The 20792-nt window shown below is 70.7% G+C and carries 19 protein-coding genes and 1 tRNA gene; 15 read left to right on the top strand and 5 right to left on the bottom strand.

Annotated features, from left to right (window positions below; translation table 11 throughout):
* The first annotated feature begins 88 nt into the window (after positions 1 to 88).
* The 9 genes from ribD (at position 89) to Q6349_RS10095 (ending at position 9565) form a co-directional block, all read left to right on the top strand.
* The gene (ribD, locus tag Q6349_RS10135; protein ID WP_304603991.1) at positions 89 to 1201 is read left to right on the top strand and encodes a bifunctional diaminohydroxyphosphoribosylaminopyrimidine deaminase/5-amino-6-(5-phosphoribosylamino)uracil reductase RibD; all 1113 of its coding nucleotides are present in this window, start codon (positions 89 to 91) and stop codon (positions 1199 to 1201) included.
* Positions 1201 to 1839 (top strand): riboflavin synthase, encoded by a 639-nt coding sequence (locus Q6349_RS10130; protein ID WP_304603990.1) that lies wholly within the window; start codon positions 1201 to 1203, stop codon positions 1837 to 1839. The genes ribD and Q6349_RS10130 overlap by 1 nt, the downstream gene beginning before the upstream one ends.
* Positions 1836 to 3170, top strand: coding sequence for a bifunctional 3,4-dihydroxy-2-butanone-4-phosphate synthase/GTP cyclohydrolase II (locus Q6349_RS10125; protein ID WP_304603989.1), 1335 nt, complete (start codon positions 1836 to 1838; stop codon positions 3168 to 3170). The genes Q6349_RS10130 and Q6349_RS10125 overlap by 4 nt, the downstream gene beginning before the upstream one ends.
* Positions 3167 to 3661: a 6,7-dimethyl-8-ribityllumazine synthase gene (ribH, locus tag Q6349_RS10120; RefSeq protein WP_304603988.1), complete on the top strand. Its 495-nt coding sequence runs from the start codon at positions 3167 to 3169 to the stop codon at positions 3659 to 3661. Before Q6349_RS10125 ends, ribH begins: the two co-directional genes overlap by 4 nt.
* 131 nt (positions 3662 to 3792) lie before the next feature.
* Positions 3793 to 3866: transfer RNA gene (locus Q6349_RS10115), tRNA-Pro, on the top strand.
* 334 nt (positions 3867 to 4200) lie between these two features.
* Positions 4201 to 5253 (top strand): hypothetical protein, encoded by a 1053-nt coding sequence (locus tag Q6349_RS10110; protein WP_304603987.1) that lies wholly within the window; start codon positions 4201 to 4203, stop codon positions 5251 to 5253.
* A gap of 199 nt (positions 5254 to 5452) precedes the next feature.
* Positions 5453 to 6151 (top strand): DUF6308 family protein, encoded by a 699-nt coding sequence (locus tag Q6349_RS10105; RefSeq protein ID WP_304603986.1) that lies wholly within the window; start codon positions 5453 to 5455, stop codon positions 6149 to 6151.
* Between the two features lie 200 nt (positions 6152 to 6351).
* A complete protein-coding gene (locus Q6349_RS10100; protein ID WP_304603985.1) occupies positions 6352 to 8556 on the top strand; it encodes a hypothetical protein in 2205 nt (734 codons plus the stop codon).
* 211 nt (positions 8557 to 8767) lie between these two features.
* Positions 8768 to 9565 (top strand): hypothetical protein, encoded by a 798-nt coding sequence (locus Q6349_RS10095; RefSeq protein WP_304603984.1) that lies wholly within the window; start codon positions 8768 to 8770, stop codon positions 9563 to 9565.
* 1005 nt (positions 9566 to 10570) lie between these two features.
* Here Q6349_RS10095 and Q6349_RS10090 read toward each other — a convergent pair.
* The 3 genes from Q6349_RS10090 to Q6349_RS10080 all read right to left on the bottom strand — a co-directional run bounded on the left by Q6349_RS10090 (position 10571) and on the right by Q6349_RS10080 (position 14691).
* Positions 10571 to 11251, bottom strand: a complete 681-nt coding sequence (locus Q6349_RS10090; protein WP_304603983.1) for an HNH endonuclease family protein — start codon at positions 11249 to 11251, stop codon at positions 10571 to 10573.
* Positions 11252 to 11433: 182 nt separating this feature from the next.
* Positions 11434 to 13986, bottom strand: coding sequence for a VCBS repeat-containing protein (locus Q6349_RS10085; RefSeq protein ID WP_304603982.1), 2553 nt, complete (start codon positions 13984 to 13986; stop codon positions 11434 to 11436).
* 237 nt (positions 13987 to 14223) lie between these two features.
* A complete protein-coding gene (locus Q6349_RS10080; protein WP_304603981.1) occupies positions 14224 to 14691 on the bottom strand; it encodes a hypothetical protein in 468 nt (155 codons plus the stop codon).
* A 291-nt stretch (positions 14692 to 14982) separates the two neighbouring features.
* Between Q6349_RS10080 and Q6349_RS10075 the strand changes: the two genes are divergently transcribed.
* The 3 genes from Q6349_RS10075 (at position 14983) to Q6349_RS10065 (ending at position 16700) form a co-directional block, all read left to right on the top strand.
* Positions 14983 to 15465, top strand: a complete 483-nt coding sequence (locus Q6349_RS10075; RefSeq protein WP_304603980.1) for an SRPBCC family protein — start codon at positions 14983 to 14985, stop codon at positions 15463 to 15465.
* A 195-nt stretch (positions 15466 to 15660) separates the two neighbouring features.
* Positions 15661 to 16335 carry an SDR family oxidoreductase gene (locus Q6349_RS10070; RefSeq protein ID WP_304603979.1) on the top strand — a complete coding sequence of 225 codons (675 nt, stop codon included), beginning with the start codon at positions 15661 to 15663 and terminating at the stop codon, positions 16333 to 16335.
* A 74-nt stretch (positions 16336 to 16409) separates the two neighbouring features.
* Positions 16410 to 16700, top strand: a complete 291-nt coding sequence (locus Q6349_RS10065) for a DUF1905 domain-containing protein (protein WP_304603978.1) — start codon at positions 16410 to 16412, stop codon at positions 16698 to 16700.
* Between the two features lie 37 nt (positions 16701 to 16737).
* Here the strand turns inward: Q6349_RS10065 and Q6349_RS10060 are convergent, their stop codons facing one another.
* Positions 16738 to 17307, bottom strand: a complete 570-nt coding sequence (locus Q6349_RS10060) for a dienelactone hydrolase family protein (protein WP_304603977.1) — start codon at positions 17305 to 17307, stop codon at positions 16738 to 16740.
* A gap of 44 nt (positions 17308 to 17351) precedes the next feature.
* Positions 17352 to 17765 carry a hypothetical protein gene (locus Q6349_RS10055; RefSeq protein WP_304603976.1) on the bottom strand — a complete coding sequence of 138 codons (414 nt, stop codon included), beginning with the start codon at positions 17763 to 17765 and terminating at the stop codon, positions 17352 to 17354.
* A 197-nt stretch (positions 17766 to 17962) separates the two neighbouring features.
* Between Q6349_RS10055 and Q6349_RS10050 the strand changes: the two genes are divergently transcribed.
* From Q6349_RS10050 to Q6349_RS10040, 3 genes are read left to right on the top strand one after another with little or no spacing between them, the layout of a single operon-like run.
* Complete coding sequence (locus tag Q6349_RS10050; protein ID WP_304603975.1) at positions 17963 to 19492, top strand: phage tail sheath subtilisin-like domain-containing protein; 1530 nt, start codon at positions 17963 to 17965, stop codon at positions 19490 to 19492.
* Between the two features lie 28 nt (positions 19493 to 19520).
* Positions 19521 to 20042, top strand: a complete 522-nt coding sequence (locus Q6349_RS10045) for a phage tail protein (protein WP_304603974.1) — start codon at positions 19521 to 19523, stop codon at positions 20040 to 20042.
* 7 nt (positions 20043 to 20049) lie between these two features.
* Positions 20050 to 20787 (top strand): hypothetical protein, encoded by a 738-nt coding sequence (locus tag Q6349_RS10040; protein WP_304603973.1) that lies wholly within the window; start codon positions 20050 to 20052, stop codon positions 20785 to 20787.
* Positions 20788 to 20792: the final 5 nt, after the last annotated feature.

The following is a 20792-nucleotide window of genomic DNA, read 5'->3' as shown; positions in this document are numbered from 1 at the left end:
GCGGACGCTCCGGCGTCCCGCGAGGACCGGCGGGCGACCATGCCGCCGAGCCCCCGGGGTCCGCGACCGGACGACGAGGGGCCAGGACATGACCACCGCCGCGGCGGCACCCACGGTGACCCCGGCCGAGCAGGCCGCGATGCAGCGAGCCCTGACGCTGGCCGCCACGCCGGGACTCGACCTGGGACCCAACCCACGCGTCGGCTGCGTCCTGCTCGACCCCGGCGGCGCCACGCTCGCCGAGGGGTTCCACCGGGGTGCGGGCAGCCCGCACGCCGAGGTGGTCGCCCTGACCAACGCCCGGCACGCCCACGGCGACGACGCCGCACGGGGCGCCACCGCCGTGGTGACGCTCGAACCCTGCGCCCACACCGGCCGGACGGGTCCGTGCGCCGACGCGCTGCGCGACGCCGGCGTGGCACGCGTGGTCTACGCCCAGGCTGATCCCAACCCCACGGCCGCCGGGGGAGCAGGCGTCCTGGTCGCCGTCGGGGTCGACGTCGTCGGTGGCGTCGGCGCCGAGGACGCGCGCGAGCTCAACCGGGTGTGGTCGACCGCGGTCGAGCTCGGCCGCCCGGTCGTGACCTGGAAGGTCGCCACCACCCTGGACGGGCGGACCGCCGCCGTCGACGGCACCTCCCGGTGGATCACGTCGGCGGCCGCGCGGCGCGACGTGCACCGGCTGCGCGCCGAGGTCGACACCGTGCTGGTGGGGACCGGCACCGTGCTCGACGACGACCCGGCGCTGACCGTCCGCGACGCCGACGGCCCTCAGCCGCTGCGGGCCGTCATGGGACGGCGCGATCTGCCTGCGACCTCCCGCCTCGCCGCTCCGGGCCCGGACGGCGTGGAGACGTGCCACCTGCGCACCCACGACCCGCACGAGGCGCTCGCCGAGCTGTGGCGTCTCGACCGGCGGCACGTGCTGCTCGAGGGCGGCGGGACGCTGGCCGCGGCGTTCCTGCGCGCCGGCCTCGTCGACGAGATCGTCGCCTACGTCGCCCCGGCCCTGCTCGGTGCCGGGCCTCCCGCCGTCGGCGACCTGGGCGTCACGACGATCGCCGACGCCGCACGGTTCGACCTGGTCGACGCGACCGTCCTCGAGCCCACCACCGACGACCTCTCCACCCCCGACGGCCCCGCCTCCGGCCTGGCCGCCACGAACGTGCGGCTCACCCTGCGGCCGCGGAAGGAGTCCTGATGTTCACCGGCATCGTGTCCGAGCTCGGCACCGTGGAGGCCCTGGAGAAGAGTGCCGACGCCGCCCGCCTCACCGTCCGGTCGCCCGGCGTGCTCGACGGCGTGCGCACCGGCGACTCGATCGCCGTCAACGGGTGCTGCCTGACGGTCGCCGAGCACGACGCGGCGACCTGGACGGCCGACCTCATGGCCGAGACCCTCGACGCCACGTCCCTCGGCGCGCTGCGCGCCGGGGACCGGGTCAACGTCGAGCCGGCGCTGGCCGTGGGGGAGCGCCTCGGCGGCCACATCGTGCAGGGGCACGTCGACGGTGTCGGCACCGTCCTGTCCCGCACGCCCGGTGAGCGGTGGGAGGTCGTGGAGATCTCGCTGCCGGCCGACCTCGCCCGGTACGTGGTCGGCAAGGGGTCCGTGGCGGTCGACGGCGTCTCCCTGACCGTCGTGGAGGCAGGCACCGACCGGTTCACGGTCAGCCTCATCCCCGAGACCCTCGCGCGCACCACGCTCGGTGCCCGGGCGGTGGGGGAGCAGGTCAACCTGGAGACCGACGTGCTCGCCCGGCACGTCGAGCGGCTCCTGGACGGACGTTTCGCCGGGCCGGCGGTGCCGCCGGCCGAGATCGCGGAGGTGGCCCGATGAGCACCGTGGACCCCGGACTGCGGGAGCGCGTCGAACGAGCCGTCGCGGCGGTGGCCGCCGGCCACGCCGTCGTCGTGGTCGACGACGAGAGCCGGGAGAACGAGGGTGACCTCATCTTCGCCGCGGAGGCGGCCACGCCGGAGCTCATGGGCTTCACCGTGCGGCACACCAGCGGGCTGATCTGCGTCGCCGCGGACGGCGACACGCTCGACCGGCTCCGGCTGCCGCTGATGGTCGCCGAGAACCGGGACGCGTTCCGCACGGCGTACACGATCACCGTGGACGCCGCCGAGGGCGTGACCACGGGCATCTCGGGCGCCGACCGTGCCCGCACCGCGAGGGTTCTCGCCGACCCGGACGCGACGGCGGCCGACCTGACCCGTCCGGGCCACGTGCTGCCGCTGCGTGCTCGCGCCGGTGGCGTGCTCGAGCGCACCGGGCACACCGAGGCCGCCGTCGACCTGGCCCGCCTCGCCGGCCGCGGTACCGCCGGGGTGCTCGCCGAGATCACGCACGACGACGGCACCATGATGCGTCGTCCCGCGCTGCGCGAGTTCGCCGCCGAGCACGGGCTGGAGCTCGTCAGCGTCGCCGACCTGGTCGCCTACCGCCGCGTCACCGAGTCGACCGTGGACCGGCTTGCCGTCACCCGGCTGCCCACCCGGCACGGTGAGTTCACGGCCGTCGGGTACCGGGACCGGGTCACCGGCGACGAGCACGTCGCCCTGGTGGCCGGGGCGCTCGCCGACCTGGACGCGGGCGGACCGGTGCTGACCCGTGTGCACTCGGAGTGCCTGACCGGGGACGCCTTCGGCTCGCTGCGCTGCGACTGCGGGCCGCAGCTGGACTCCGCGCTGCGTGCGGTGCAGGAGGCCGGCCGCGGCGTCGTCGTCTACATGCGCGGCCACGAGGGCCGCGGCATCGGCCTGGTCGCCAAGCTGACGGCGTACAGCCTGCAGGACGGCGGCCAGGACACGATCGACGCGAACCTGGCGCAGGGGCTGCCCGTGGACTCCCGTGAGTACACGGCCGCCGCGCACGTGCTGCGCGACCTCGGCGTGGGGTCCGTCCGCCTGCTGACCAACAACCCTGCCAAGGTCGACGGCCTGCAGGCCGGGGGAGTGACCGTGGCCGAACGAGTGCCGCTGGCGATCCACCCGGCGCCCGACAACGTGGCCTACCTGCGCACCAAGCGCGACCGCATGGGCCACGACCTGCCCAACCTTGAACCCGAGGTCGAACCTCGCCCGGGGACCGACCCTCACCCTCGAGTCGAACCTGAAGGAGGCCCGATGAACGGCATGACGACGGCGCGCGAGGTGCTGCGATGAGCGGGGCGGGGGCGCCCACCACGCACGCCGTGGACAGCTCGGACCTGCGGGTGGCCGTGATCGCCGCCTCGTGGCACGAGACCGTCATGGACGGGCTGCTCGACGGCGCCCGGCGTGCGTGTGCCGACCACTCCGTCGAGCCGGACGTGCTGCGGGTGCCCGGGTCCTTCGAGCTGCCGGTGGCGGCCCAGGCCTGCGCGGCGGCGGGGTACGACGCCGTCGTCGCTCTCGGTGTCGTCATCCGGGGCGGCACCCCGCACTTCGACTACGTGTGCGCCGCGGCCACCGACGGGCTCAACCGGGTCGCGCTGGACCACACCGTGCCGGTCGGCTTCGGTCTGCTCACGTGCGACGACGAGGCGCAGGCCCTCGACCGCGCCGGGCTCGAGGGCTCGCACGAGGACAAGGGGTACGAGGCGACGGCCGCCGCGCTGGCGACCGCGCACGTCCTGCGGGCGGTGCGGCCGGCGACCACGGCGGAGGCTCGCTGACCGTCCCGGTGACCCCGGACACACCCCCGGTGCGGAGTGGACGAGCGACGCCCGGTCTGGGGTAGTATTTCGGTCGGCCCTGCGGGGCCGAACCGGTCCGTTCCCGGTGCTTCGGCACAGGTCGGGCCGGACGGGCTGTGGCGCAGCTTGGTAGCGCACCTGACTGGGGGTCAGGGGGTCGCAGGTTCAAATCCTGTCAGCCCGACCGCGAGAGGCCGTCCACCAGGGAGATCCTGGTGGGCGGCCTTTTGTCGTCGCGTCGTGCGCACGGCCAGGAGGGGCATCGGAGTGACCTCAGCCACACCTTTGAGGTCGTGGGGTAGCCGAAGAGACCCAAGGGCACGGGGCTAACGTGCCCGAGGGTTTCTGACCGATGCCCGCACGACCTATGAGGCGGACCCGCCGCGAGTGATCGCGGACGGAGCGTCATCGCCTCGTGTCGCCAGTCACGATGGCCCCCCGCAGCGATGGAGCGGTGGGTAACTGTGGTGCGCGATGTCGCTATGCTCCCGACTGTTAAGAGGAGTGTGGGGTGCCGCATGGCTGAGCAGGTTCCGGCCTTCGGGTGGCAGCGCCGGAGGCTAGCATCGAAGCGTTCGACACCGATGTCGACACTGATCGCGCTTGTGCAGGTCGACCGTGACGTCGTTGACGTTCTCGCGGTACGACGGCCCGACCTCTCCTGGCTCCAGCTGGCGTTGATCCTCAAGCATGTCCCACCCCAGTGGCGTTCGCGACTGGGATCGACCGTTTTCGGCAAGACGGCCTTTCGGCTTGCATCGGCGGCGGATCCCCTCTCCGCCGCCCTTGAGACGATGCCGCTGCCTCCCGACGTGGCGCAGGACACCGCGACCGAGCGGTCGCTCATGCTGCTGCTTGCGCACTCACGCTGGCATCCGGTTCGCCGGCTAGTGGCGGGCCATCCCCGCACGCCGAGCGAGGCACTCATGGCACTGGCGCAGGACGAGTACGCCGTAGTGCGAGACGGTGTCGCAAGACGCGAGGACGCTCCGCCCGCAGCCCTAGCCCGACTTGCGAGGAGTCACAAGGACACCCTGATGTTCGAGGACAGCTCCTATATGGGTAGGTCACATAGAAAAGCGGCCGCGAGCGAGTTGATTGTCGACTCGATGATCTACGCCGTTGCGAGGCACGCCAGCACGCCCCATGCGACGCTGGAGGCCCTCAGCACCACCCATTGGGCGAGCGGAGTCGCTGCGAACCCCGGTGCGCCAGCCTGGATGCTCACCGAGTTGGCGCGCAGAGCCATCAGCATGCCTGAGACTCCTCGGGAGGACGGTGGGTCGACGCTGCGTGATCAGATCTTGGATGCCGTGGCACGCAACCCGCGGACCCCCGTGGGGACTCTGAGAACGCTCGTCGTGTCGGGGGAAGGTGTAGGCGTCGCCGCGAACCCGAGCACACCACCCGATCTGCTCGTGGCGCTGGCTAGCGACGAGCGGTGGTGGGCACGCGAAGCTGTGGCGGCCAACCCGAACACTCCGACTGAGACGCTCACAAGGCTGGCGCAGGACCATGACTTCGAGGTTCGTAGCGCTGCGAACCTTCGACTTGGGAACTATTGGTCCTGATGGTCCGCACCAGCCCGACGACCGCCGCCGACTTCGTCGTCGTCGCGGTCGAGGAAGAGTACCGGGCCGGTGAAGCTTGGCTACTTCCGAAGCAAGCTCCCCGCCCCTGACTCACGCTGCGGATTTCACCCGCTGGCCCCGACGCCTGCAGCGCGAGGCGCTGTGCAACCCGTACCCACCTGCTCCTAGGGTCGCAATCATGACGCGCGAACTGCCCGAAGGATGGCCGGCCCTCGAGCCCGCTGCCGAGGCCAGAGCGAAGGCCACTGCGTTGGAAGCTCTGGGGACGGCGAGTCTGGAGCGCTACTACGACACCCGTGGCGACTACGCCGGCGCGACATTCGCTTCGATCTCGCCGAACGACCCCTATGACGTCACCGGCGCGGACCTGCACGCACTTACGATGCTGTCGGTCAGGGTCGGTCCCGGGGCCACGCGTCGCGTCCTGGACGACGGCAAACCGCGAAGGGACCTGCTCGAGGCCCTCGCCGAACTCGACCCGAACATCCCCCTAGCGGACGCGGCCCCCACCGACCTCGCCAACGCCTGGAGCCTTTACACCACGGCGAAGGACGCGCTGGCTGACCCGAAGGTGCCCGCGTCCGACCCCTGGGTGACCGCGGCCAAGCTCGTCGCACGCAAGCGACCACATCTCCTCCCGGTGCGGGACACGAAGGTGCGCGCACTCCTCGGTCTGGCGACGCATCGTGACGGTCGGTTGGAGATCCAGGCCCTGCGTGCCTTGGTCACCGACGCCGAGGTCACCGACGCCCTCGACTGGGCCGTCGAAGCCGCCCGTGAAAGAGGACGGTTGGACGACCGGGCCTGTGTGTTCGACGACGAGCCCCTGCGAATCCTCGATGCCGCCCTCTGGATGCACGCCGTAGGGAAGCCATGATGACAATCTCAGGCTTGGGAGAGCGTACGGGGATGATCGACCACATCGCAGTTACGACGGTGATGAGGCCTCCTCGCGCTGTCGTGCTCTTCCGCGGTGACGATCAGTGGCGACAGTGGGCTCGACTGGCACTTGGCGCGGCACAGCGGACCTGGGCCGGCGGGGGCCATCTCCTTGTGCCGTATGGCGACCAAGGGAGCGTGGACGAGAGGCTGCTTCCGGTCCTGGAGGCCTTCGACCCGGACCACATCCTGCTCTTCAAAGCATCGGCCCAAGAGCACGAGGCCATCCGGCCGGGGACCTTGAATATCCAGGGCAACGACGGCAAGCCGCTGACAGGCAGCGCACGCGAGAAGGCGATCCGCGACGCTCCACCGCAGGGCCTGCACGACCCGGCCGGGGGCACGGCGCGGGAGTTTCTCGTGGAATGGCTGACGCCGTTCATCCGGCTTGCCGATCAGGGCAAGAAGCTCCAACTCCACACGTCGATCACGTCCACCGGTTCTTCGGGCCTCACCGTCATGCCGGAGCTAACATTCACGACGCCGCACGTCGCTGTTCCGCGCACGTGGCACGGTGATGTGGCACTGCAGGTCGGAAGCATCATTGGTTTCCGGCACGACGGTGCCGAGGGCACGCCCCAGAAGGTAGCCGACGATGCACTACTGCGGTTCGGTCTCCAAGGGGAGCTGGGGGACGTCCCAACTGCCGATCTCTGGTGCGGCACTCCTGGCGAAGAGTTGCGTCGACGCAGCCAACTCCTCGATGCCGCGGTACGTGGCGTGAGGGCCGGCCTCTCCGACGACATGGGCGCGATCGTGATCGGTGATGCCGCCGAGGACTTCTCCCTCGCCATGGCATACCGCCTACTGCTCGGGCGTGGACTGTGGGTCAGCAACCAGATGCTCGACTCCGACTCCGTGCGAAAGACGGGCGTCGTACCCGTCGCGCGTCAATGGCTTGAGGACGCCCATGAAGAGGTCGGCAGGATCCCGTGCGTCTCAGTGTCAATGTCGTATACGGACCTGGAAGCGGTCGCACAGCGCATCGACGGTGATGTCTTCCGGTTGGTACCTGCGTCGGAAGACCGCGAGCACCTCGCCCCTGGTGAATGGCCGGACTTGCGTCGTGGGTTGGTCCGAAAGGTGATTTCTGAGGGGGTAGGCGAGAGTAGGTCTGTGCCGGTCGAGCGGCACGACGATGGCACGCTCACGATGCTGACTCCCTTCACCCCGCCAGCCCCCCAGCAGTCGCGTCTCAATGACCGGGCGTACTGGTATGTCGACATCCAGTTCCACGGTTCGATCATGCCGACTGGGCGCGGGCTCGTCGACGAGGCGCTCAAGACCAGCAAGCATGTTGACATGGTGCGCAGCGGGGCTGATGGGCTGAGCGTCGTGACTGCCTCATACGGGTTCGTCCCGGCGGGAGCGGTTGAATCGGCTAAGCTGTCCCACCCGACGCTGATCACGTTGGGTGTCCGCTCGTGGGTCGGCGCAATGGCCCAGCAGCGAGGTCTCGGTGTGCGCTATTCCCAGGCAGGCCGCGCCGTACAGCTGGTAGCGCGCCGTCTGGGTTCGAGGCGGGCTGTTATCGACCTGATCGCCGGCGACTTCCAGCGCATTCTCCTCAAGTACGCCGACGATCAGACCTCCAACGAGGAGCGTTCACGACGAGTAGGTGCGGAACCGGGCGAGACGAGCGGAGCGGTAGTCCTCGGTCTCAACCCTTACCTGACCTTCGACGCCATGATCAACTCCACCGTTGGTGGCCAGAGCTCGAACGCCGCGGAACCGCTGCGCGAGAACCTCGATGCGCTGCAGTCCGTTGGGCTCGCACGCATGGGCCTCATCCTTGGCTGTGACGACTGCGGCCGGCCATCGTTCTACGGCATCGACGACCTGGGACAACGGTTCCGCTGCCCGTTATGCGCAGCAGACAACAACCTGTCTGCCGCACGGTGGAAGAAGCCGCACGCCGAACCTGTCTGGTTCTACGACCTCCACACTGCTCTACGGCAGATCGCCTCCCAACGCGGCGACCTCCCGATCCGTGCTGCCGCGCGATTGTCCGAGCCGTCGCCGAACGCCTACGGCGACTGCTCAGAAGTCGAGTTCATCCGGGACGGCAGCAGCATCGCAGAGATCGACCTCGTCGCCCACGTGGGCGGAAAGGTCGCCGTCGTCGAGGCCAAGGCTGGCGCGACGTTCGGCAACGGCAAGGCACGCCGGAGGCAGGTAAACAAGATCGCTACGGTCGCGCGAACGGTCCGCGCCGAGCGTGTGATCCTGGCGACAGACCAAACGGAATGGCCTGCAGCTGACACTGAGGAACTTGAGCGCGCACTCGACTACACCTTCAAAGGCGTCCCGAGCCCTGTCGTCGAGCTTATGGTCGGGCTCTAGCCGAGCGTTGTACCGGATCCGTCCAAGAGTGCCGACGCCGGTGGTAGCGACGACGGCGCGTGGCTCGGCTGCGACGACCCCGGCTCCGACAGCCACCTCGACCGCGGTGGCGTCGGCGTCGGCTGCGAGTAGAGCTGACCCGGGCGATGTCGGGGCCGCGGCCTATGCTGGGCCGCCCCGAGCACGGTCCCGACGAAGAGGTGACTACGACATGGGCCGAACCGCCCCGAGTCCGGAAGACCTCGACGAACAAGCTCGAGCCCGCATCGAGGAGTTCGTGCTCCGTGCACGTCGCGTCGCTGCTCACTCCCTCGCGCAGGATCGGTCAAACCTCCGTCGCCTCGCGATGGGCACGCTGCACCTCACCCACAATCCCGAGACCGGCAAGACCGAGATCGACCTGCGCCTGCCTCCCGAGGAGGTCGTCGAGTCGGCGGCCGCCAGGGTCCGGCCGATCCTGCTTGAGCAGGAAGACTGCTACTACCGCAGCGTCCTCAAGGCGATCTCCCGACTCGTCGACCACCCAGAGGTACGCGCCAACATCAAGGCGGTGCGTCAGAGGTGGGACGAACGTGTGCGGCCGGACAGCGTCGACCCCGACAAGGTCCCGGACGTACTCGTCTCCGACGCGTCCAACGCCAGCAGTGCGCGGATGGATCAGGTACGCCTCGGTCTTGCTTGGGTCTACGGCGACGTCATCCACCACGACACCGATGTGCGTGCGACAGCGAAGGCTTTCGGGGTCAACGAGCGATACCGATGCGCTGCTTCCTTGGTGACGGTCGCGATGCTGTTCACCATGCGGCTGCTCGAAAGTGTTCTCGCGATGCGCCGCGACGGTCTGCTTGAGATCAACAGCGCCGTGCTGTCCGAGGACGTCGTCGTCACGCCACGACGCCTGACGGAGGATGCCGTCGTGCGAGTCGCCGAGCCCGGCACGCCTCTGCCGTCGTTCGCGGACGAAGATCTCGGCCCCGAGTGGTCAGACTTGAGGCCAGGCTCCGCCTGACCTCAGTCGTCGAGCGGACGCGCGCCTCGGCCCCGGCATGACACTTCTGACCGGTCCAGGCTGTGGCGCACCGGGGTCTGCGTACTGCCCGTGAGCTCGCCGATCTCAAGCAGCGACCGACTCCCCGGGATCTGCTCGAGCAGATCCGCGCTCACAGCCCCGAAACGATCGAGCTGTGCCGCGCCCGCCTCCTTGAGGTCACCGGCCGAGCCGTACGGACGACGCGAAGGAGTCGCCGATCTCCCACAACAGCCCAACACCGACCGCCGTTGCAGACCCCGACACCGGACCGAAGCCCGCCGCCAGCAACATCCCGCACCCCGTCACGACCGTGTTCGACCTGTGGCCACACCCCGCCAGCGTGTCCTCGAGCTAGTGACCGCCGCGAGCGCATCAACGCTCAGCTGCGGTCCCTCGGAGTCGCGTCGTGACCGGCGCTAACCGCCTTACCGATGCCGCCTGCACCGGCAACTCGAGTCCGATCCGGAGGGACATTGGAGGGACACGAGGGCGAGAGCCAGCGGGACCTCGAGGCAGGGGGGTAGTTGACCCCGTCGTGCGTCATTCCAGGTCAGAGTGATCGACCGGTGCTTTGGTGGCTGTTGCGCGCATTCAGGCCAGGCTCCCGGATGGGGTCAGGGGGTCGCAGGTTCAAATCCTGTCAGCCCGCCAGCGAGAGGCCGTTCACCAGGGGTCACCCTGGTGGGCGGCCTGTTTGTTGTCACCCGGTGTCGGTGAGATCGTGAGGTTCTTTCTCCAAACGCCTTGACCACAGGCTGAGCGCCCCTCGTCCCCAGGCCCTCCGGCACGTGCTGAACCACCTGATCGGCCCACACTCAGTGCCATGGAGGCGATGGCGCTTCCCTGATGCCTCCGGCGGGCATCTTCGGGAATCACGAGGATCGAGGCACTCCGTAGCAGGGTCGTGTGATGAACGCACCGTGCCGGTATCGGCGGCTCCTGCCTCGACGCAGGGTCCTTGACCGCGGATGTCCGGGCGGACCGCTACGTGGCTCGCCGGGGCTTGTTCACCAGGACGCTGTCGCACGCGTCGAGCTGGCGGCGCAGGTAGGTCTTCTCCTTCGGGTTGACCTTGAGCGACCAACGCCACTTGATGGCGATCCACTGCTTGACGTAGGTGCAGTGGTACGCCCGGTTGGGCGGCATCCACTGGTGGGGTTCACGCGCGCCCTTCGACCGGTTCGACGACGCGGACACCGCGATGAGCGTCGCGCGGTAGCCGAGGTCGTTGGCGAACTGCTTGCGCGTGCTCTTCGTCCATCTCTTGGCCCCGGAGGCCCAGGCCTCCTGGAGAGGTACGACGTGGTCGATGTCGAACGTCGACTTGTTCGTCGTGATCACGCGGTCGTACTTCGAGCGCCACGTGCCGCCCGAGATCACGCACGTCGACGCCGTCACTCGCGGGGCGCGGATCGCCTCCTGGATGAGGACCTCCTCGCGGGTGTCGCAGACGTCCTTGTCGGCGGTGTCGATCCAGTGCGGGAACTTCGACCGGTCGTAGCCCTTGTTGGTCTCGGAGGCCACCGGGAGCTGGCGCAGGAGCTTGCGGGCCGAGATCTTGGTGACCGCCTCTGCCGGTGGAGCCGTCACGACGGGGGCCACGAGCCCGAGGCCAAGAGTCAGCACGCAGGCGACGATGCCGGCGATGGCGATGCGGAGCTTCACCGTTGCCCCCTGAGCTCGGGCGGTTGTGCTCCATCAGTCTACTGAGGCAACACTCGGATGGATCCCCTGCCCCGGGAGCTCCCCAGGTTTTCACCCGCGTGCGCGGAGAGCGTCCCCGGCACCGTCAGCCGGCAGCGAGAGGCCGTCCGGCCGGGGGAGACCCGGGTGGGGCGGCCTCGTTCTCATTCCGGAGGAAGCCAGGCGCCCGTGGGCTGGCACATGGTGAAGAAGCCGCACGGGATGTCCCAGCCGTAGAGACCCTCGAACACGAAGTCCGGCGGCACCCCGAGGTGGCATGACGGGTCGAAGCTCGCGAGGCACCCGGTCGAGGTCTTGCCGAAGAGCTGACCCTCGATGTCGGAGGCGTCGCCGACCTTCAGGCCGTAGTGGAAACCGTCGTAGCTCCACGCGGCGTTCGCCTTGTCCTTGTGCTCGATGTGGGCCTGGTCGTTGAGCACGACCTGCCAGACCCACACGTTGAACGCCTGGGCGGTGCGTGCCGCGGTGGAGTCGTTCGTCGGGGGGACCCACGTGTCGTTGCCGGTCAGTGCGCCCACCTCCCACAACATGCCGTAGTCGGTGGCGACCGCCTCCCGAGCGACAGGGATCGCGTCGGCCGCCGCGGTGATCATCCCGGCCGAGTCGTCCAGGATCTTCTGCAGCTCCTTGTGCAGCGTCGAGTTGCCGGAACCCTCGCTCACCCGCGCTCCCGTGGCCCATCCCGCGGAGAACAGGCCGCCGACCACGCTGCCCACCGGTACGCCGGTCTCGGTGGTGGCCAGGTTGGCCAGCGCCTCCGCCACGCCGGCGGCGAGGCCGAAGAGGTCGGCCTCGAGCGCGTGCGACGACTTGATGTTGTAGTCGAGCTGCTCGGCGATCTGCGGCCCGTCCTGCGCCAGGTCGGTGATCTCGTCCTGCTGCAGCGCCCCCTGCACACCGGCGAAGTACGCCTCGACGCTCGCCGCCGCCGACAGCTCGTTCGTGAGCTGGGTGGTGACCGACTCCCACACAGCGTCGGGGACGTTGGACGGCTGGGTCGCGGCGGCCACCAGTTCGGGGTACTTCGTCCCGAGGTTGTAGCCCGTCTCGGAACCATAGGTTGAACGCAGGTCGAAGTCGGGGTTGGTGTACCCGAGCTGGGTCGCGATCGTCGCATTGACGGCCTGATAGGCAGCCTTCGCCGTCCCGGTCGAGTAGTCCGGGAAGGTGGCCGAGGGCGAGACCCAGGTGTTCTTGACGTCGTCCCAGGCATAGGTCTGGACACCGGTCGGGCCGCGGCCGATGATCTCGGCGCGGTCGCCGCCGTTGGTCGTCGGTGCGTTGAGCGGCACCGTCCCGTCGATGTCGCCGAGCTGGATGGTGGCGAACCGGCTCCAGTCCTGCGACCAGCCGTCGGCGTCGGCGAACGGTCCGCCGGTCGAGACCTCGTGCCAGTTGTCGGAGGCGAGCAGCTCCCACGCGTGGATCCCGTCCACGCTGCGACCGACGACCTCGTCGCGGTCGTCGCCGTCGATGTCGGCCGCCTGGATCGTGCGGTAGTAGCCCGGGGCGCTGCCCCAGTCGACGCTGCTCGAGTTGCCGAAGTCCTTGGTCAGCGCCTTGAGCGTCTGCCAGGTGCCGCTCTCCAGCCGGTAGCCGACGATCCCGTCGGCGTTCCGCCCGAAGACCTCGAGGCCACCCTCGCCGTCGAGGTCGCCGGTCTGGATCGTGCTGTACTGGCCGGCCTGGGTGAAGCCCTGGTTGTCGGTGAACTCGTGGAGCACCGGCAGGTCGGTCCACGCACCGGTCGCCAGGCTGTAGGCGTAGATCCCGTTTCCGGCCCGGCCGAGGACGTCGTCCGTGCCGTCGCCGTCGAGGTCGGCGGCCTGGATCGTGGCGTAGCGGTCGGCGACGCCCGGGCCGGCGGTGGTGTCGCTGAAGTGCGGGAGGGTCGGCAGCTTCGTCCACGACGACCCCGCGGTGGAGCAGTCGTCCCCGGCGGTGAATCGCCACGCCTCGATCCCGTCCGTGCCCCGTCCGAAGAACTCGTTCTCGAGGCCGTCACCGTCGAGGTCGGCGGCCTGGATCGTCGAGTAGTAGGCGGCGTCCTGCGCCCACGGCCCCGCGTCGGTGAAGGGGCCCTGGGCCGAGAGCGTGCACCACGTCGACTCCCCGGCGGTCGCCGCCGGTTCGAAGGAGTGGATCTGCAGGCCGGTCGGGCCGCGACCGACGACCTCCTCGCTGCCGTCGCCGTCGACGTCGGCGGTCTGGATGGTGGCGTAGTAGTAGGGCGGCAGCCAGCCCACCGGTGTCCGCGGGGCGTCGGCGAAGGGCAGCGTGCCGGTGACGTAGGTGGGGGCCCACTGGCCGGAGTCGACGCGGAAGTCGTAGACCTCCAGGCCGGCCGGCAACCGTCCGTAGATCTCGTCCCGCCCGTCGCCGTCCAGGTCGGCGAGCTCGATGGTCTGGAAGGTGTCGGGGTGCTTCCACTGCGCGTCGCCCCAGGCGGGGATCGCCAGGCCCGGGGTCGCGTACGGCGAGGATGCCGTCGCCGCGGCGGTGGTGGAGCCGGGGGCCCGGAGCGAGCTCGACGGCCGGGACAGCGGCGTCGTCCGCGGGCCGCCGGAGCTCTGGCCCGACGATGTCCGGGGGCCCGGACGGTCGGGGTCCCCGGGGGCTGCCACAGCCGTCACGGCGGGGGAGACCAGCCCGAGGGCGAGAGCCAGGAGGAAGGCGACGATGCCTGCGACAGCCATGCGAACCTTCACGGTGGGCCCCCCGTGCTCGGGCGTTGATGCTCCAAGGATCCGCTGAGGCAGCCCGGCATGCGACCCCGGCGGCAGGACCCGTCGTGTTTCACCCCCTCGCCTGCTGCGGTGCCCCCGCCGCGGCGTACCGGTCCCGGTCCGGGTGCATCTCTCGACGAGAGCCGGAACGGCCCGGGTCCACGGGCGTGGACCCGGGCCGTTCATCGTTCGCGGCCGGGGCCTCGGTCAGACGGTGTTGCCCTGGCCGGACACGGTGCTGACCACGATGTCCCACGTTCCCCAGATGGGGTGCTCACCCGTGTAGCGGGGGTCCTCGGAGCTGACGTAGGTGCTGTTGTAGGTCGTGCCGTCGTCGCAGCGGATGTTGTTCTTGATCCAGCCGTCGTCGAGGCTCGGGTCGTCGCCGAAGTCACCGCGGTAGATCACCTGGTAGTCGCAGGTGACGACGGTGTCCGGGTCGAGGTCGCCGACGCCGTCGACGCTGCCCATGACGCGCCCGTCCCCGAGGTCCCAGTACCAGTCGCCCGCGTCGTCCTCGGCGTACAGCGAGGTGTAGTGGCCGACGACGGTGCCGTCGCGACCCTGGTGGCCCGGGACAGTGGTGCTGTGGTCGGCGGCGTGGGCGGTGCCCGCGACGCCGAGGGTGGCGAGGGCGACGGCGGCGGTGCCGGCGGCGATGCGCTGGATCTTCATGGGACATCCTTCTCTCGGTGACGTCGTTTGCCGGTTCGGGACCGTTCGCGAACCATGACGTGACGGAACTGCTCCATCGTGGCCGACATGCCCCGGAGAACGCAGTGCGGAGGCGGGTGAACCGGGGTTGCCGGGGGCAAGTTCACCCGCACCGACCACCAGTTCATCGGGAGACCGAGAGGGCCCGGCGGGCGCCCGGCGACCCGAGCGTGCGAGTGGTGCCCGCCGTAGCCTGGAGGTGTGGAGATCCCACCTCGCGAGGTGCGAGAGGGGGTGAGAAAGATGACTGACGTGAGGACCAGGGTCCAGCAGTCCATCCACATCGACGCGACGCCCGGCCGCGTGTACGCCTACTGCCTCGATCCCGAGCAGCTGTTCGCCGGCGACCCCAAGCACGTCGTGGAGTCCTCGACGTCCCCGGACGGCGTGGGCACGACGGCACGCCTCTCGCGCAGCGCAGGAGTGATGGAGGAGGACGATCGTCTGGAGTACGTCGAGGTCGTGCCCGACGAGCGGATCGACATCGCCATGCAGCCCACGATGTCGTTCAGCCGGTGGGAGCACCCGCGGCACGAGACCGCGCTGTACACCCTGTCGCACGTCTTCGAGCCGGAGCGCGGCGGCACGCGGATGACCCTGACGGTCATGGTGCACGACCCGCCGCTGTACGAACGCCTGATCGACCGGTTCGAGGGCCGGGGACCCGACAGGCTGGTGCACGACCGCCTGCAGCGGATCAAGGAAGCGGTCGAGAGCGGCACGGCGACCGCGTAGGGGCGCGGTGCGGGAGCACGCACGGGCGGGCCGACGGACGACGGTCCGACCGTTTGCCTGGTCATCGTCGACGGCTCGGTGCCCGGGGTCTGCGGGAGGTGCCGCTCGCGCGGAGCGGCCGTGCCTCGTCGTGCCCGGTGGTGCTCTCGCGGGTAGCGTCCGGGCGAGAGGGACCGACGACAGAAGGAGACCTCGATGCCGACCTTGGCCATCATCGGAGCCGGACCGAACCTGGGAGCCGCGGTCGCACGCAGGTTCGGCCGCGAGGGGTATGCGGTCGCGCTGATCTCGCGGGACCTGGCCAAGCTGGACGCGCTGGCCGAGGAGCTGGGCGAGCACGGCGTGACGGCCCGCGGCTACGCGGCGGACGTGCGGGACGGCGCCTCGCTCGAGGTGGCCCTCGGGCGAGCGGCCGCGGACCTCGGCCCGATCACGGCGCTGCAGTACAGCCCGCTGCCCGCCCGCGAGTACCTGAAGCCGGTCCTGGACCTCACGCCGGACCTCGCCCTGGACGCGCTGAAGTTCTCGGCGCTGGGACTCGTCACCGCCGTGCGTACGGTGCTGCCGGGCATGCGCGAGCAGGGGGAGGGGAGCATCGTGCTGATCAACGGCGGCACCTCGGTGAAGGCCCGTGCGGGGTTCGCCGGCACCTCGGTGGCGTTCCCCGCCGAGAGCGCCTACGGCGAGATGCTGCACGACGCGCTGGCGGACGAGGGCATCCGTGTCGCCCAGCTCGTCATCCCCGGCGCGATCCCGAAGCTGCAGCTCGAGAACGGCATCGAGGACGTCGCCGAGCGGGTCTGGGAGCTGGCGAGCACCCCGGGCGACTTCCGGACCATGCTCATCCCGCTCGAGGAGGGCCGCGAGTAGCGGCACCGACCGATGAGTATTGCCGGGCCGTGGCGTCACCCCCTGGACAGTTGTCCGACGACAGGAGGAGACCCATGACCACGCCGCCCACCGACCTCGACCACACCGTCACCGCGCCCGTCGGCGTCGACGTCAAGGGAGACGTCTGGCCCTGCGTCGAGCTCCCCGGCGCCACCGAGCTGCTCGGCACCGGCCGCTCGGTCCGTGTCGACGCCACGGTCGACGGCGTCGCCCTGGAGAACGTCGGCCTCATGCCGACCGGCCGGGGCGAGCTCATGCTGTCGCTCAACGCGAAGCTGCGGAAGCAGCTGGGCAAGGATGTCGGTGACACGGTCACGGTGCACCTGTCGCGGCGGTTGAGCTAGGACACGGCGGAGTCGGGTCCACGGCTCCTCCGCCTCGTCAGCGCGAGAGGCGGGCCAGGAGATCGAGGACCCGCTGCGTCGCCAGGGAGGCGGTGCGCGCATCGTGGTCGGGATGTCCCGGCTCGGCGAACAGGTGCCCGCCGTCCGGGTAGGCGAAGAACTCTCCGCCGGCCACGGCCGCCAGGTATGCCTCCTCGGCCTCCGGCTCGCGCCACGGGTCGTCCTCGGTGACGTGCGCCTGGGACGGGACGTCGGCCGGCCACGTCGCGTCCCACCAGGCGGGGTCGACGGCGCCGTAGAGGAAGAACGCCCCCCGGGCGCCGGGCCGCTCCAGGACGCACTCCGTGGCGCGCGCGATCCCCATCGACATGCCGCCGTAGACCACGTCCGTCGGGAGGTCCGCGACGACGGCGGCCGCTCGGCGTGCGAACGTGCCCTCGCCCGCGGCCTGGGCGAACGCGACGCCGTCGGTGACGTCGGCGAAGGTCCGCCCCTCGAAGAGGTCGGGCGTGTGCACGGTGTGCCCGGCGTCGCGGAGCTGCTGCGCGAAGGAACGGACGCCGTCGGTCAGGCCCCCCGCGTGGTGGAAGAGCACGATCTCTGCCATGCGGAACACGCTACGACGGCCCCCCGACACGGACACGGAGGGCTCTAGCCGTCGAGCTCGTCGAACGCGGCCAGGACCCGCACACTGATCGCCGCCGTGCCGTCGTTGACCAGGTCGAGGACCTGGACGGGCCCGCCCACCGGGACCAGTCCGCCGACGACGTCCGCGTTGGCGAGGAGCAGCGCGCCGTGCACCGCCAGCGGCGCGCCGTCCACGTCGCCGCGGGGGGTCACCCGGACCACCGCCGGCCGCCCGGTCTCGTCGACCGCCGAGACCGCCAGCAGCGTCACGGAGACGCCCGCGGGAACGAGCGTGACCTCGACGCGGTCACCGGCCTGCCCGTGCCGCGCGAGCGTGGCCTCGGAGACCACGTAGGCGTCCGGTTCCAGGTCGACGTCGAGCGTCCACGACGGCCCGTCGGCGACGCTGACGCGCTCGACCACCGAAATGCTCACCATCTCGACACCCCCTGGACCCTGTCGGCCGGTGGGACCGGCTCCGGGACGGGCACCATCGTGCCCGGGAGCCGTCACCGCCCGGTCACGTCGCCGTCATGACGGGGCGGGGTCCGTGTGACAGCCCGGTGACGGGTGGTTGACGCGCGCGGTGGAACGTCGTCGGGGCAGGGCCACGCCGCAGCGTCGAAGGAGTCCTCATGAGCATCTCCACCCCGTACCCGGGCGTGTACGTCACCGAGGTACCGAGCGGGAACCGCACCGTGACGGGTGTGGCCACGTCGATCACGGCGTTCGTGGGCACCGCGCGGCGTGGTCCCGTCGACACCCCCGTCCGGATCGGCAGCTTCACCGACTTCGAGCGGGCCTTCGGCGGGCTGGTGCGTTCCAGCGGGCTCGGCTACGCCGTGCGCGACTTCTACCTCAACGGGGGCGGGCCGGCCTACGTGGTCCGCGTCGCGCGCCAGGGCGACGCGGACCCCACGCACGACGCCGCGGCGGCCCAGCTCGTGGTCGGCGACGTGACGCTGGAGGCCCACGGCCCGGGGGAGTGGGCGAACGACCTCGTCGGGGTCGTCACCCACCCCGCGACCGCGGACGCCGCCGACATCGGCGCGGCCCAGGGGGTGGACCCGGACGACCTGTTCACGCTCACCCTGAGCCTCGGCGAGGAGACCGAGGTGTACCGCAACGTCACCGTCGGTGACGGGCCGGCGCGACTGGCCAACCTCCTCGAGTCCTCCCGCCTCGTGAGGCAGGTGTCGGCGTCGTCGACGTCGGCACCGGGGGAGGACACCTACACGGTCGCCACCGGGGACGAGGGAACCGACGGCGCGGCCGTCGAACCCGACGACTACACGGACGACGGCCGCGGCTTCCACGCCCTCGACACGGTCGACCTGGTCAACATCGTCGTCCTGCCGCCACCGACGCCGTCGGGGTCGCTGCACGACTCGGTCTGGCCGCTCGCGGCCCAGTACGCGGCGTCCCGCAGGGCGTTCCTCGTCGTGGACCCGAAGCCGGGGCAGACGGTCGAGGGCTTCGCGGCCTGGGCCGACGGTCTCGGTGTGACGGGTGAGGTGGCCCGCAACGCCGCGGTCTACTTCCCGCGCGTGCGCCACGCCGACCCGCTGCGCGGGGGCCAGGTCGACACGTTCGCGCCGGGTGGCGCCGTCGCCGGCGTGTACGCCCGGACCGACGCGGCCCGAGGCGTGTGGAAGGCGCCCGCGGGCCTGGAGGCGGGGCTCACCGGTGTCGTCGCGCTGGAGTCGACGCTGACGAACGACCAGAACGGGCAGCTCAACCCCGCCGGCTACAACGCGCTGCGGACGTTCCGCGACGCCGGGTCGGTCGTGTGGGGGGCCCGGACCCTGCGGGGCGCCGACGTGCTGAGCGACGACTACAAGTACGTCCCGGTGCGGCGGCTGGCCCTGTTCCTCGAGGAGAGCCTCTACCGCGGGACGCAGTGGGTCGTGTTCGAGCCGAACGACGAGCCGCTGTGGTCCCAGATCCGGCTCGGTGTCGGCGCGTTCATGCAGGACCTGTTCCGGCGCGGCGCGTTCCAGGGCACCAGCGCGCGCGACGCGTTCTTCGTGCGGTGCGACGGCGAGACCACGAGCCAGTACGACATCGACCGGGGCGTGGTGAACATCCAGGTGGGGTTCGCCCCGCTGAAGCCGGCCGAGTTCGTGATCGTCTCGATCCAGCAGAAGACGGCTGCCGCGCGCTAGCGCCGCACCAACTCGTGAAGGAGTCCCGATGGCTGAGTTCTCGGTCAACGCCACCCGCTTCGACCCGTACAAGAACTTCAAGTTCCGGGTGAAGTGGGACGGCAGGTACGTGGCGGGCGTGTCCAAGGTCAGTGCGCTGAAGAAGACCACCGAGGTGGTCAAGCACCGGCACGGCGGCGACGTCTCGTCGAGCCGCAAGTCGCCCGGACGCACCGAGTACGAGCCCATCACGCTGGAACGCGGCGTGACCCACGACCCCGAGTTCGAGCAGTGGGCGAACAAGGTCTGGAACTACGGCGCGGGCCTCGGGTCGGAGGTCTCGCTGCGCGACTTCCGCAAGGACCTCATCATCGAGGTCTACAACGAGGCCGGGCAGGTGGTGCTCTCGTACAAGGTGTACCGCGCCTGGGTCTCGGAGTACCAGCCGCTGCCCGAGCTCGACGCGAACGCCAACGGCGTGGCCATCCAGACCATCAAGCTCGAGAACGAGGGCTGGGAGCGCGACGAGGCCGTCGTCGAACCCACGGAGCCGTCGTTCGCCGGGCAGTGACTAGACCATGCCGTCGGTCGCGGCGGACCGGCTGGTGTCGGCGGACCGTCCCGTGACGCGGGCCGCGACGCTCGCGCTGTGGGAGCTGCTGTCGGCCACCGCGCCGCCGGCCCGTGGCGCGGCGGTGCTGGTGGCCCGTGGGCTCGCCCCGGACCTGGGGGCGGCCTGCGACGTGCCGCTCGCGGTGGCGGCGCGCGCCGCGCTGGCCGACCTGCGGGACCGGGTCGGGCCCGTGCTGGACACCGTGCTGACGTGTCCGGCCTGCGAGGCGCTGCTCGACGTGCCCCTGCCGCTCGACGACGTGCTGGCCGACGCCGACGTCACCCCGTCCGCCGTCCGGGTCGGTGCGGTGGAGGTGCGCGGGCCGACGACCGCGGACGTGCTGGCCGCGCTCGACGCGCCGGACCCCGCGGCGACGCTGCGCCGGCGGTGCGTGTCCTGGCCCGCCGGCACGGGGCCCGACGACGACGCGGACCTGGCGGTCCGGGTGGCGGCGACGGCCGAGCGGCTGGCGGGTGCGGCCGGGGCGTCCGTGCGGCTGGGATGCCCGGAGTGCGGCGAGGACGTGCTCGCCGACGTCGACGTCGTCCGGCTGCTCACTGACCGGGTGACGGACCAGGCGCGAGCGACCCTGGCCGAGGTCGCGACGCTCTGCGGGGCGTTCGGGTGGTCGGAGCACGACGTCCTCGAGCTCTCGCCGGCACGGTTCGACGCCTACCTCGACCTGGCACGCACCCGGGTGTGACCGGC

It is taken from the genome of Isoptericola sp. 178 (genome assembly GCF_030586525.1).
GTDB lineage: Bacteria > Actinomycetota > Actinomycetes > Actinomycetales > Cellulomonadaceae > Isoptericola > Isoptericola sediminis.
The sequence above is the reverse complement of the archived record's forward strand: the minus strand, read 5'-3'. Positions and strand labels throughout refer to the sequence as shown.

Coding starts and splice junctions, on each gene's coding strand:
- Q6349_RS10130 (WP_304603990.1), top strand. CDS start 1,201: ATGTTCACCGGCATCGTGTCCGAGCTCGGCACCGTGGAGGCCCTGGAG.
- Q6349_RS10095 (WP_304603984.1), top strand. CDS start 8,768: ATGGGCCGAACCGCCCCGAGTCCGGAAGACCTCGACGAACAAGCTCGA.
- Q6349_RS10055 (WP_304603976.1), bottom strand. CDS start 17,765: ATGGTGAGCATTTCGGTGGTCGAGCGCGTCAGCGTCGCCGACGGGCCG.
- Q6349_RS10060 (WP_304603977.1), bottom strand. CDS start 17,307: ATGGCAGAGATCGTGCTCTTCCACCACGCGGGGGGCCTGACCGACGGC.
- Q6349_RS10045 (WP_304603974.1), top strand. CDS start 19,521: ATGGCTGAGTTCTCGGTCAACGCCACCCGCTTCGACCCGTACAAGAAC.
- Q6349_RS10040 (WP_304603973.1), top strand. CDS start 20,050: ATGCCGTCGGTCGCGGCGGACCGGCTGGTGTCGGCGGACCGTCCCGTG.
- Q6349_RS10080 (WP_304603981.1), bottom strand. CDS start 14,691: ATGAAGATCCAGCGCATCGCCGCCGGCACCGCCGCCGTCGCCCTCGCC.
- ribD (WP_304603991.1), top strand. CDS start 89: ATGACCACCGCCGCGGCGGCACCCACGGTGACCCCGGCCGAGCAGGCC.
- Q6349_RS10065 (WP_304603978.1), top strand. CDS start 16,410: ATGACCACGCCGCCCACCGACCTCGACCACACCGTCACCGCGCCCGTC.
- Q6349_RS10050 (WP_304603975.1), top strand. CDS start 17,963: ATGAGCATCTCCACCCCGTACCCGGGCGTGTACGTCACCGAGGTACCG.
- Q6349_RS10105 (WP_304603986.1), top strand. CDS start 5,453: ATGACGCGCGAACTGCCCGAAGGATGGCCGGCCCTCGAGCCCGCTGCC.
- Q6349_RS10125 (WP_304603989.1), top strand. CDS start 1,836: ATGAGCACCGTGGACCCCGGACTGCGGGAGCGCGTCGAACGAGCCGTC.
- ribH (WP_304603988.1), top strand. CDS start 3,167: ATGAGCGGGGCGGGGGCGCCCACCACGCACGCCGTGGACAGCTCGGAC.
- Q6349_RS10070 (WP_304603979.1), top strand. CDS start 15,661: ATGCCGACCTTGGCCATCATCGGAGCCGGACCGAACCTGGGAGCCGCG.
- Q6349_RS10110 (WP_304603987.1), top strand. CDS start 4,201: ATGGCTGAGCAGGTTCCGGCCTTCGGGTGGCAGCGCCGGAGGCTAGCA.
- Q6349_RS10085 (WP_304603982.1), bottom strand. CDS start 13,986: ATGGCTGTCGCAGGCATCGTCGCCTTCCTCCTGGCTCTCGCCCTCGGG.